Below are 11,475 nucleotides of genomic sequence, written 5' to 3'. Positions count from 1 at the left end.
TAAATGCCTAGAAGGAACTAATATTTTTCCGACACTTTGATATAAGGGAGTTCGGATGTACTTACGGCAGCGTGAAAACTAGCTACGTGTTAGAATCCCAAACCAAGAGACAGAACACCCACCTGTAAGAAACAGGGGACAATATCAACCTTCTGGGTTTTTTTGTGTTTAAGAGGGAGTCTGGGGTTGTTTTTACCCACTAAACAGTATAGAATATAGATATAAATTAGTTTAATAAGGATGGTGAAACCATGTTAAGTATTCTTGAAGCGAACACAACTCTCATCAGTATTGGATGGGTGTTACTTGGAGCAGTTATTGGAGGAATCGCAACTTTCTTCATAACAAAACATATGTTTGAAAAACAAATTAAAGAAAATCCACCAATCAACGAAAAAATGATTCGTGCAATGTATATGCAGATGGGGCGTAAGCCTTCAGAAGCGCAGATTCGTCAAATTATGAAATCGATGGGTCAATAGAAAACACAGGCGACTGTGTTTTTTCATTAAAATGAAGAAGAAAATACTCAAAGGTTTATTGGTGGTTGCCCTCGCTGTCTTAGCAGTTACGGGATGGATTGTATACCAAGGTTACGAAGAATATACGCGAGCGATAGCGGAGCGTCCTGTTACGCAAATGTTTGCGGATGAAATGGCAGAGGATGATTTTGTCTATGCCGATCAATTACCTGAAATGTTAAAGGCGAGTGTTATCGCAACTGAGGATGCCCGCTTCATGACACGCTGGACAACGTTGGATTATATCGCACTCTCGCGAGCAACGTTACGAAATATCCAGAATCTTAGTTATGTTGAAGGTGGTAGTACAATCCCACAACAAATCGCAAAGAATTTTTATTTTGGCGATGAAATGACGCTTCGACGCAAAGTGGCCGAATATTTTGTTGCGCGTGATATGCTAAAAACATTTAGTAAAGAAGAGATTCTAGCGATTTACATTAATATGAATTACTATGGCGATGGTTATGATGGTCTGGAAGCAGCAACACATGGCTATTTTGGTGTCGATCCGATTGATTTAACGGATGCCCAGGCAACAATACTTGCAGGTATCCCGCAAGCGCCGTCGCATTATCAACTGAGTACAAATTATGAAGGTGCGAAAGCACGACAGCGACACGTACTTAATCGACTTGTTAAAACGAAAGTCATTACTGAAGCACGTGCTCAAGAAATTTACGATACCGATATTTACGGAGGTTAACATGAAAAAAAGAATGATTAGTGGAATTAAACCCACCGGACAATTAACGTTAGGAAACTACATTGGCGCTTTGAGACCTTTTGTCCAATCTCAGGAAGAGTACGATGTGAATGTGTTTATAGCAAACTTGCATTGTATTACAATGCCGATTGATCCCCAAGAACTTGAGACAAACCTCAAGGACGCCTTGTTGTTTTATTTAGCAAGTGGATTGGACCCTGAGAAATGTACCATCTTTTTACAAAGTGATGTGAAAGAGATTGCTCAATTAGGTTTTATTATGTCTTGTGTAACGCCAATGGGTGAGTTAAATCGAATGACTCAATATAAAGACAAAAAAGATACAGGGATGTCACTCAGTGGTGGCTTCTATACATATCCGACACTAATGACCGCTGATATTGTTATTCATCAAGCTGATTTAGTACCAGTAGGTGAGGACCAAAAACAACATGTAGAGCTTGCACGTAATACTGCAGAACGATTCAACAATCGCTTTGGTGATACTTTTGTGATTCCAGAACCTGTCATTGCGAAAGTTGGAAGCAAAATAATGTCACTTCAAGATCCAACGAAAAAAATGAGCAAGTCAGACACTGAGGGCGAAAAAGGCGTTATTTATCTTCGTGATGATCTTAAATCAGCACGTAAAAAAATTATGTCTGCAGTAACCGATTCACTTGGTGTTGTGAAGTATGATGTTGAGAATCAACCTGGAGTGTCTAATTTGCTTACCATTTATGCAGCACTAGAGAATATATCAATTCCTGAAGCAGAAGCGCAGTTTAAAGACTCACAATATGGAGGATTCAAAAAAGCGGTTGCCGATCGGGTTGTTGCAGAGTTGGAAATGCTTCAAACAGGCTATGAGAAATTTAACCAAGGAGAATACCTTGCTGAAGTCCTTGAGAAGGGTGCAGAAGCAATGCGTCCAACAGCGAAAAAGACGCTTGAAGACGTCCAACGTAAAATGGGTTTAGATTGGTTGTAACATAATATCACACACCAATCTAACGCAAAAAACACTATGAAATAAAGGCTTTACACGTTATAATGATAAGTAAAAGAGGAGGTCTCTTATGATTGTACTATACTCATCTCCCGGATGTGCGTCGTGCCGCAAAGTGCGACAATGGCTTAAAGAACGTAATCTCAAGTTCATTGAGAAAAACATTTTCACATCTATGTTGAGTGAAAAAGAAATTAAACATCTTTTGATGCGTAGCGAAAATGGAACTGAGGATATTATTTCCAAGCGCTCAAAAGTTATGCAAGAATCACAAATCGATCTTGATGCATTATCAATTAATGAATTAATCGTTTTCATACAAAGACATCCTTCAATTCTTAAAAGACCAATCGTTATGAATGAAAAAACTTTCTTGGTAGGTTATGATGAAGAGGAAATTGATGCATTTTTGCCGTCTGAAATGAGACAGTCGCATCGTATTTCTATGGAAACAGCATCTGAATTATAAGCAATAGAAAGTTGGTATTATGAAAGTATTAGTAGGTTTATCAGGGGGCGTCGATAGCGCAGTCGCTGCTCACTTATTGAAGTCGCAAGGACATGATGTTACTTGCGCTTTTATGCGTAACTGGGATTCGTTTGCCAATAATGATATTATGGGTAACCCAACAATTATGGACGACATGTGTACACAGGAAGTCGACTATGCAGATGCGAAACGTGTTGCTGACCACTTAGGTCTACCATTGCTTCGTGTCGATTATGTCAAAGAATACTGGGACAATGTCTTTTCCTTCTTTCTAGCAGAAACAGAACGAGGACATACCCCTAATCCAGATATTCTTTGTAACCGATATGTAAAATTTGATTCATTCTATGATTTTATGGATAAAAATGGCTTTGATATGCTTGCTACAGGCCATTACGCAGTGACTAAAGATGGTAAAATGTTTAGAGCAGAAGATCAAAACAAAGATCAAACATATTTCTTGAGCCGTGTGAAACCAGAAGTTTTACCACGTGTTATGTTTCCATTAGGGGAACTTAATAAAGAAGAAGTTCGTAAAATTGCTTTAGAATTAGATTTACCGGTGGCTACCAAAAAAGATTCAACTGGAATCTGTTTTATTGGTGAACGTGAATACCGTGATTTCTTAAAAAACTATCTCAAAGATTCTGAAGGATCAATTGTTGAAGTTGATTCAGGGAAGGAAATTGGACGTCATCAAGGCGTCATGTTTTATACCATTGGACAACGACACGGATTGAATATTAATACATCAGTTGGACCATTCTTCGTAGTTGGGAAAGACCTTTCGACGAACACGATTTATGTTGGTAAAGGATCAGACCATCCAATGCTCTTTGCCTCAAAAGCAGAGATTGCTGAGATGAACTGGTTCTCAGACAGACCTAAAGAAACAATGGATGCAACGGCGAAGTTCCGTTACCGCCAAAAAGACTTAAAAGTTCGTATTACATGGCTTGATGACACGCGCATTGAAGTTACAATGTTAGAAGATGTAAAGTCAGTAACATTAGGACAAGAAGCTGTCTTTTATCTTGGAGATGAAGTGCTCGGTGGTGGTCGCATTGATCGAGTATTTGATATTCATGGTAAAGAAGTTAAGTATGATTCACGTCTCGCTTAATCAATCAAATAAGAATGCTATATTTACGCTTAAGGAGACTTTAGGTGTATTGGCACATTACTTTGTGGGTATGCAATTTGCATATCCACTTTTAGGAATGTGGGTATCCCTGGACATACTTAAAATCAAGGCATCGTATTCAGGAATAATGGTCGTTTCGCTAGGTGTAGGATTCTTTGGAATGCTTTATATCGTTCGAAAGACATTGCGCTTATTAATTCGAGATTTTAAAAAACGATGGCGATATTTATGCAAGCAAATGGCGATAGGAGCAGTAATTCTTGGCATCGTAAATTTATTCATGAATTGGATAATTCTGTTGATATGGGGTAATGGTGCTATAGCGGCAAATCAAGAACTCGTATATATGAAGATTTTGAATAGTCCAATCAGTGCATTTTTTTCGATCGTATGTGTAACGCCATTTGTCGAAGAAATTGTGTTTCGGGGTGTTTTGTATCAAAAATTTGGTTTTGAGAGTTCGCAACGTATTGGAGTCATAATCTCTTCATTACTATTTGGAATGTTTCATGCCTGGCCCGGTGATAGCATGGGTATTTCGTTGCTTTTACCGATATATTTATTTCAATATACTGTTATGGGATTTCTACTCGCAAAATATGTTGCGAAAACAGAGACAATTTTCACCTCAATCGGTATACATTTTTTGAATAACTTGATAGGCTATATAGGAATAATACTAATGATAGGATGAGGGTAAATATGGAACAAACTGTTAAAGGCGTCGTAGATTCAGCGATATTTGTAAATGAGCAATCTGGATTTGGTATCTTTAGAATTGTTCTTTTTAATACCAATCAAAAACCCTTAACGATCAAAGGACCTATCAGTGCTTTGGAGCTTGAGTCATTCTATGAATTCACAGGTACTTATCGAGAGGATCCTCGCTTTGGGATGCAGTTTGCCGTAAGTGCATACCAGAAAATGATGCCACAAGATCGTGATTTCATCATTCGTTATTTAAGTGGTCCAAATTTTCCAGGAGTTGGTCAAAAATCTGCAGAAGCACTTGTAGATAAATATGGGGCAACAATTTTAGATGATATAAGAAATAATCCTGACTTTATAATTGAATGCAAAGGCATTACACAAGGTAAAGCTGAGATGATTATGGAAAAAGTTCGCTACCAAGATCCAATTGAAGATGCTGTAGCTTTTTTGATAGCGAATGGACTTGGTAATAAGCAAATCATTAAAATTACTAAGGCGTATGGTGAGGAATCTGTACCGTTGATAAAAAGTAATCCGTACCGTCTGGTTTATGATATTGATGGCATTGGATTTAAAACAGCAGATAAAGTAGCGATGTCATTAGGTTACGACATGGATGACCCAAATAGAATTGAAGCACTCATGCTTGATCGCTATAAAACGCTAGCATTTGGGCAAGGTGACAGTTACATTTTCCGAGAACAACTTACAGAGAGTATACGTCCATCGGAGTTGGAACGTGCAGAAATCGCGATTGACGCATTAATAGAACATGGTGAACTTGTTGAAGATGAAAACCGTCTCTATCATTATACCCAATATGAAAGTGAGACATATGTCTCAGATTTCTTAAAAGAATTCAATTATCCAGCGGATGAGTTTTTACTTGATGATATTGATGAAAAAATTGATGCTGTGGCGCAAGATTTGCGAATTGATTTTGATGATGTCCAACTACATGCTATTAAGGAATTTATGGCATCAAATATGATGATTTTAACAGGGGGGCCGGGTACTGGTAAAAGTACGTTATTATCCGGGATAGTCACCTTACTTCAAAAAAATATGCCGTGGCTTCAGATAACGTTGTGTGCTCCAACAGGACGAGCTGCAAAACGTATGGAAGCATTAACAAATGTACAGGCGTCTACAGTTCACTCGGCACTTCGTTGGGATTTGGAGTCAAATCAATTTGGTATGCATGAGGATAATCCTCTTGAGGCAGACATCTTAATTGTTGACGAGTTTTCGATGGTTGACATTTGGTTGTTTGCGAACCTATTAAAAGCAAGTGGTCGTGTTAAAAAGTTTCTGTTTGTAGGTGATCAAAATCAGTTGCCTTCGGTAGGAAGTGGATTTGTACTGGGTGACTTGATTGCATCCAAAGCTATTTCAACCATTGAATTGGAACGTAATTACCGTCAAGAATCGGGCTCTGAAGTCATTGACCTTGCGGTGAATATGAATCAAGGGATTTTTGAAGTGGCATCGTATCATCGTGATGTGAAGTTCTTTGATGCTCGCTATGGTAGCGTTAAGGATATCGTTCTTAAACTGGTGGATCAAGCCTTATCCAAAGGGTATAGCTTGCAGGATATCCAAGTACTGGCTCCAATGTATGACGGTATTGCTGGGATTGATAACTTAAACCATTTTCTTCAAAAAATGTGTAACCCAGAGAGTATTTCTAAACCGCAACATATGGTAGGAACTCGAATATTCAGAGAAGGAGACAAAATTCTTCAACTCAAAAATCAACCAGACGACTTTGTTTTTAATGGTGACATAGGGACCTTAGTCGAAGTAGACTCCAAGTATATGGTCGTTGATTTTGATGGCAATTTTGTTGAGTATGAGCCTTCGAATTTTATAAACATTACGCATGCTTATGCAATGAGTGTTCATAAAGCACAGGGGAGTGAGTACCCAATTGTAATCCTTGTTGCAGTATCAGATTTTTATCGAATGTTGTCGCGTCGTTTGTATTATACTGGTGCAACACGTTCATCGAAATCACTAATTTTAGTGGGGGAATATGATGCATTCAGAAGAGCTGTTGATAATCATCATGAATCCAAACGGCAGACTTATCTTGAAGAACGCATGCGATCCAAATAAAAAGAGTTACACAATGGTGCAACTCTTTTTTACTATTTTTTTGATTTTAACTCTTCAAGAATACCTTGGAGAAGTATGACTTCCTCGCTTGGTGCTGCTGGTGCTTCTTCAACAACTTCAGCTTCTTGTTTTTTCGAGAACTTATTGATTGCCTTAATTGCAACAAAGATACTCATGGCAATGATTAAGAAATCTATCGTAGTCTGAATGAATGACCCGTAGTTTAATGTCAGTGGGTTCGTTTCATCAGGTCTTAAAAGGATGTTCAATGAATCAAACGATCCACCACCTGTTACGACACCAACTAAAGGCATAATAATATCATTAACTAAAGAGGTAACAATTTTCCCGAATGCGCCCCCAATAACAACCCCAATTGCCATGTCGAGAACATTTCCCTTCATCGCAAACTCTTTAAATTCTGCTAGAAATTTTTTCATGTAATCCTCCTCCTTATAATTACTTGAAATTTCAAATACTAACTTAATACTAACAAATATAGAGGCGATACACAAAGGATATGAAATAAAAATTAAATGCGATTCAGAGTCCAAATATATGATATGATAATCACATTAGAAAGAAGGATATTACAATGAATGAATCAACAATTATGAACTACTTTAAAGCGATAAGCGCTATTCCTCGTGCTTCTTTCAACGAAAAAGGCATGCATGATTATCTCGTAAATTTTGCCAATGAACGTGGCCTCAAAGTTATTTCTGACGCAATGTGGAACGTTATTATTTTTAAACCGGCATCAACAGGTTACGAAAACGCACCATCCGTCATGCTTCAAGGTCATACTGATATGGTCGCAGAAAAAGACAGCAGCAGTGATCACAACTTTGATACTGATGGATTAGAGCTTTATGAAGAAGATGGGTTTCTCAAAGCGAAAGGCACAACATTAGGAGCTGATAATGGTGTTGCTGTTGCTTATATGTTGGCACTTCTTGATGATAAGCATGCAAAACACCCCGCATTGGAATGTGTATTTACAGTCCAAGAAGAGACAGGATTAACAGGTGCTGAGAAAATCGATGTGTCGATGCTCGAATCACGTTTAGTGATTGGTCTTGACTCATCAGGTGAATCAGAGATTTATGTATCCTCATGTGGTGGTGCACGTGCAGTTTTAAATCGTGACGTTACATTTGAAAATAAGACAATGAAAACAGTAACAGTAGCAATCACTGGACTCTTTGGTGGGCACTCTGGTGGCGAAATTGATAAAGAACGTGGAAATGCTAATAAAATTGCAGGGATACTCATGTATCGTGCTGCGCAATTGATGGATGTTCGTGTTGTAGCTTTTGCAGGTGGCGATAAGATGAATGCCATCACACGAGAAGCGACATTTACACTTGCCGTGGAAGATATCCAAGCATTTAAGGATTTCTATGAGACTGCAACAAATGAATTTAAACTTCAATATGCTGCAAGTGATGCTGGCTTAGCATTTTCTTTAACAGAAGGTGAAACAGAAAAAGTATTAGATATCGATGCATCTCGCGCAGTTATTACATCATTATTCATGCTTCCATATGGTGTTATCCAAATGAGCAAAGATATCGAAGGGCTCGTTATTACATCAAGCAATATTGGTAAGGTAACACTAACTGACACAACTTATGAAGTCCAAATGTCTATTCGCGCAACACAAGCATTTGTGAAGGACACTGTTCTAGCTCAAGTTGATTGGATTGGTCGACAATGTGGCATGCAATCGGAATTTTCTGCGAAGTATCCCGGATGGATGTACGATCCACAATCAAAATTCCGTGAACATACTGAGAGAGCTTACCGTGAACTCCGTGGCGAAGCAATGAAACACGAAGCAACGCATGGTGGTATGGAACTCGGGATTTGGAGTGACAAACTTCCGGGATCAGATATTGTTAGCTTTGGTCCAATTATGTATGATATTCATACACCTTTGGAAAGACTTGATATTGGCTCATTTGAGCGCACATATGAGTTTTTAGTCGTTCTGTTAGAAGGACTCAATAATTATTAATCACAAAGCCCCCAGAGTTGTCTGAGGGCTTTTCAGTATCAATATACCGAACTTGTAGAATGTGGTATTATAAGTAATATGGAGGAAGAATCATGACCAGTAAATTAAAGTTTAATTCATTTGGAAGTGGTACTATTTTGGGATTGGAAGACGTGCCAGATGAAGTGTTTGCAAATCAAATCATGGGTGAGGGCTACGCTATCGATCTTACTTTGGGAGAAATCTATGCTCCCATTGATGGTGAGGTAAATATGCTTTTTCCTACAGGACATGCCATTGGTTTCATTTGTGATGATGGTTCTGAATTTATTATTCACTTGGGAATTGATACTGTTTCATTGAATGGTAAGGGATTCGAAACGCTTGTTGATATTGGTGATTATGTTAAGCAGGGCCAGTTGATTTCGAAATTGGATTTGAATTTCATCAATGAAAAAGGGTATAGCACAATTAGCCCAATAGTTTTTACGACAGGCCAGAAAATCAAGCTAATTGCAGAGGGAAAACACGTTAAATACGGAGAATCAGACATATTTAAATTTGTCTAATCGTATTTTTCTCTACCAATAGAAAATTGTGCTAATTTTATTAACTTTAATCCTAAATTCTATTGATTTATCGGGCTAATTGGATTATTATAGTTAAGCAATGCCCGAGTGGTGAAATCGGTAGACGCACTGGACTCAAAATCCAGCGAGGTAAAACTCATGACGGTTCGAGTCCGTCCTCGGGCACCATCATGCATATTATGAGACTTAGTATATTTTATACTAAGTCTCTTTTTTGTTGTTCTGGAGGTGATAAAAATGACATTAAAGCCACTCATTAGTGTAATTGGTGAATATGTAGCAGATGAGTTAGATAAGAACAATCTCACTCAACGACAGTTCGCCAAAATTTCTGGAGTTTCCCAGGCAACGCTAGTGAAAATTATCAGGGGCGACAGCAAAGACGGGATCAGCACAAAGAGTATTGACCTGTTACTGAAGAATACAAACACTTCAATGAGTGAATTGTTAAATAAATATGGTGAGTACAAATAAAAAAAGAGCCCGAAGGCTCCTGAACTGCTGAGTTCAATTTTATATCTTACAAAAGTATTGGCGTACTTAAGTAAGACTCACAATAAGTCCTTGCTGCTTTAAACAGAAGTTACAAATTGTTCTTTTAAACAAGCACTTTTTAGCGTACTTGCTTTCGATTATAGTATACGACATTATTTGTCGCAAATCAAATTAAACATACAAAAAAAACAAGTTAGTTTACTTACTTGTGGTTATATTGTAGAAAGCATTTACTCAAAGTCAATAAGTACTTTAAGAAGGTTCTTATCTTAAAAGACTCTAAGGTATTCAAGACATTATATTTATAAATATGCTAACGCATATTATGTCGCGAACAGAAGGGGTGTCCATCCTTTTTGTTAGAAAGTTTTAATTAATTTACTGGAGGAAATCAATGAGTTATACAAATCATAAATTTGAATCGAATGACTGGTATCATTTTGGTTTTGACGTTTGGTACAAAGTTGAGAATGTTCGAAATCTAAAAACAGAAATAGCAAGAATGCATGCTTCCAATAAGCGTTATCTTATGAAGAGTAAACATGATGGTATGTTAATTGATGATCTAGTTGATTCTTACCTGAAAACTTCAGATGTTAAAAACATCAATTGCATGAAATATAAAAAAACAACAACGAACAAGAAACATCAAAAACGTTATGGATCTTACTTCTTAATTCACTTGGGGAAAAATTATGGACTAAACCTGCAGGTTAAAATCCTTCATGAATTTATCAAGCAAGTTTGCTACGGCGAAGAGAACTTACCATACTTTGCAACTACTTCAAAGAATGGTAACCATACATACATTCACTTATGGATATGTGATCGTGAGTATATCAAAGACGAAGCGCGTGTATACGAAAGTGATTACTGGCAAAAAGATGGTAAGCGTTGTAAAGCAAATATACCTGGTGCCGTACTATTACACGAAAAGGGTGATATCCAACTCGATAAAGACGGAAATCCAAAAATGTTAAATGGGTGGCGCCAAACAAAGACAAGAATATTCGCAGAGAGTTGGAAAACTTCGGCAAAGCGATGGAGAGATGCATTTGTAGCCGTATTCTATTGTGTCTTAAGACGTACTGAACCTATGTTGAAATTCAAACTTAAGCCGATGAGTTATGACGTTGAATTAGCAATCGTGGAAAGCGATATTGAAGCGATAAAATCAAAACACCCCGAAATGAGTGATGCAATGGCCAGAAAACAATTGGAATTTGAACGTTATCAAAATGACAAACAATCCAAACAGGATAGAGAGTTCATAAAAGTGAATAGAAGCGCTGCAGAATGGAAAAACATCAAGTATCGAGAAATCGCATCACTTCAATACTTTATCAAACATGTCATCCATGAATTGATGAGTGATGATATTGATAACTGGAAGAACCATGAGCCAGATTCATGGAATGGTCGTAGATATATCGACTTTGATAATCCGCCTACTGCACTAAGTAACTCTTTAAGAGATTTATTTAAAAAATACAATCAGATATTTAACAAATGGGAGTACACATCAATAGATGGCGAACCAAGAAAAATAATGTTTGCACCGAATGAAGAAGTTATTCCAAATATTCGAGAGTTACGAGACAAATTCAAACACCAGATTAATTCAATTCTAAAAAAATATAAACCAGCATTAGCGTACTAATTAATCTACATTTGAGAATGATTCATAATTTA

At 37.4% G+C, this 11,475-nt stretch carries 12 protein-coding genes, 1 tRNA gene and 1 other RNA gene; 13 read left to right on the top strand and 1 reads right to left on the bottom strand.

What is annotated here, in order from left to right; translation table 11 throughout:
- Position 1: 1 nt before the first annotated feature.
- The 8 genes from ssrS to G7061_RS07110 all read left to right on the top strand — a co-directional run bounded on the left by ssrS (position 2) and on the right by G7061_RS07110 (position 6,699).
- A non-coding RNA gene (gene ssrS, locus G7061_RS07145) (6S RNA) lies at positions 2-163 on the top strand.
- A gap of 88 nt (positions 164-251) precedes the next feature.
- Positions 252-482, top strand: coding sequence for a YneF family protein (locus G7061_RS07140; protein ID WP_159646894.1), 231 nt, complete (start codon positions 252-254; stop codon positions 480-482).
- Positions 483-513: 31 nt separating this feature from the next.
- Positions 514-1,227: a biosynthetic peptidoglycan transglycosylase gene (locus G7061_RS07135; protein ID WP_159641615.1), complete on the top strand. Its 714-nt coding sequence runs from the start codon at positions 514-516 to the stop codon at positions 1,225-1,227.
- A gap of 1 nt (position 1,228) precedes the next feature.
- The gene (trpS, locus tag G7061_RS07130; protein WP_159641616.1) at positions 1,229-2,218 is read left to right on the top strand and encodes a tryptophan--tRNA ligase; all 990 of its coding nucleotides are present in this window, start codon (positions 1,229-1,231) and stop codon (positions 2,216-2,218) included.
- Between the two features lie 88 nt (positions 2,219-2,306).
- Positions 2,307-2,705 (top strand): transcriptional regulator Spx, encoded by a 399-nt coding sequence (gene spx, locus G7061_RS07125; protein WP_159639033.1) that lies wholly within the window; start codon positions 2,307-2,309, stop codon positions 2,703-2,705.
- A 19-nt stretch (positions 2,706-2,724) separates the two neighbouring features.
- On the top strand, positions 2,725-3,849 hold the full coding sequence (gene mnmA, locus G7061_RS07120) for a tRNA 2-thiouridine(34) synthase MnmA (protein WP_159641617.1): 1,125 nt from the start codon (positions 2,725-2,727) through the stop codon (positions 3,847-3,849).
- Positions 3,830-4,564 carry a CPBP family intramembrane glutamic endopeptidase gene (locus G7061_RS07115; RefSeq protein ID WP_166120155.1) on the top strand — a complete coding sequence of 245 codons (735 nt, stop codon included), beginning with the start codon at positions 3,830-3,832 and terminating at the stop codon, positions 4,562-4,564. Before mnmA ends, G7061_RS07115 begins: the two co-directional genes overlap by 20 nt.
- A gap of 8 nt (positions 4,565-4,572) precedes the next feature.
- Positions 4,573-6,699 (top strand): ATP-dependent RecD-like DNA helicase, encoded by a 2,127-nt coding sequence (locus G7061_RS07110; protein ID WP_166120152.1) that lies wholly within the window; start codon positions 4,573-4,575, stop codon positions 6,697-6,699.
- 32 nt (positions 6,700-6,731) lie between these two features.
- Here G7061_RS07110 and mscL read toward each other — a convergent pair whose 3' ends face one another.
- Complete coding sequence (gene mscL, locus G7061_RS07105) at positions 6,732-7,139, bottom strand: large-conductance mechanosensitive channel protein MscL (protein ID WP_159641620.1); 408 nt, start codon at positions 7,137-7,139, stop codon at positions 6,732-6,734.
- Positions 7,140-7,294: 155 nt separating this feature from the next.
- On the opposite strand from mscL, the gene pepD reads away from it, so the two are divergent.
- From pepD to G7061_RS07080, 5 genes are all read left to right on the top strand, one after another.
- Positions 7,295-8,719, top strand: a complete 1,425-nt coding sequence (gene pepD, locus G7061_RS07100) for a beta-Ala-His dipeptidase (protein ID WP_166120148.1) — start codon at positions 7,295-7,297, stop codon at positions 8,717-8,719.
- 92 nt (positions 8,720-8,811) lie between these two features.
- A complete protein-coding gene (locus G7061_RS07095) occupies positions 8,812-9,267 on the top strand; it encodes a PTS glucose transporter subunit IIA (protein ID WP_159646904.1) in 456 nt (151 codons plus the stop codon).
- A 102-nt stretch (positions 9,268-9,369) separates the two neighbouring features.
- Positions 9,370-9,456: transfer RNA gene (locus G7061_RS07090), tRNA-Leu, on the top strand.
- 69 nt (positions 9,457-9,525) lie between these two features.
- On the top strand, positions 9,526-9,762 hold the full coding sequence (locus G7061_RS07085) for a helix-turn-helix domain-containing protein (protein ID WP_159637293.1): 237 nt from the start codon (positions 9,526-9,528) through the stop codon (positions 9,760-9,762).
- Positions 9,763-10,177: 415 nt separating this feature from the next.
- Complete coding sequence (locus G7061_RS07080; RefSeq protein WP_166120144.1) at positions 10,178-11,443, top strand: hypothetical protein; 1,266 nt, start codon at positions 10,178-10,180, stop codon at positions 11,441-11,443.
- Positions 11,444-11,475: the final 32 nt, after the last annotated feature.

The organism is Erysipelothrix sp. HDW6B (assembly GCF_011301115.1).
Taxonomy (GTDB): Bacteria; Bacillota_I; Bacilli_A; order Erysipelotrichales; family Erysipelotrichaceae; genus Erysipelothrix; species Erysipelothrix anatis.
This window is presented reverse-complemented; position numbering and strand designations above follow the sequence as displayed.

Coding starts and splice junctions, on each gene's coding strand:
- G7061_RS07140 (WP_159646894.1), top strand. CDS start 252: ATGTTAAGTATTCTTGAAGCGAACACAACTCTCATCAGTATTGGATGG.
- G7061_RS07135 (WP_159641615.1), top strand. CDS start 514: ATGAAGAAGAAAATACTCAAAGGTTTATTGGTGGTTGCCCTCGCTGTC.
- trpS (WP_159641616.1), top strand. CDS start 1,229: ATGAAAAAAAGAATGATTAGTGGAATTAAACCCACCGGACAATTAACG.
- spx (WP_159639033.1), top strand. CDS start 2,307: ATGATTGTACTATACTCATCTCCCGGATGTGCGTCGTGCCGCAAAGTG.
- mnmA (WP_159641617.1), top strand. CDS start 2,725: ATGAAAGTATTAGTAGGTTTATCAGGGGGCGTCGATAGCGCAGTCGCT.
- G7061_RS07115 (WP_166120155.1), top strand. CDS start 3,830: ATGATTCACGTCTCGCTTAATCAATCAAATAAGAATGCTATATTTACG.
- G7061_RS07110 (WP_166120152.1), top strand. CDS start 4,573: ATGGAACAAACTGTTAAAGGCGTCGTAGATTCAGCGATATTTGTAAAT.
- mscL (WP_159641620.1), bottom strand. CDS start 7,139: ATGAAAAAATTTCTAGCAGAATTTAAAGAGTTTGCGATGAAGGGAAAT.
- pepD (WP_166120148.1), top strand. CDS start 7,295: ATGAATGAATCAACAATTATGAACTACTTTAAAGCGATAAGCGCTATT.
- G7061_RS07095 (WP_159646904.1), top strand. CDS start 8,812: ATGACCAGTAAATTAAAGTTTAATTCATTTGGAAGTGGTACTATTTTG.
- G7061_RS07085 (WP_159637293.1), top strand. CDS start 9,526: ATGACATTAAAGCCACTCATTAGTGTAATTGGTGAATATGTAGCAGAT.
- G7061_RS07080 (WP_166120144.1), top strand. CDS start 10,178: ATGAGTTATACAAATCATAAATTTGAATCGAATGACTGGTATCATTTT.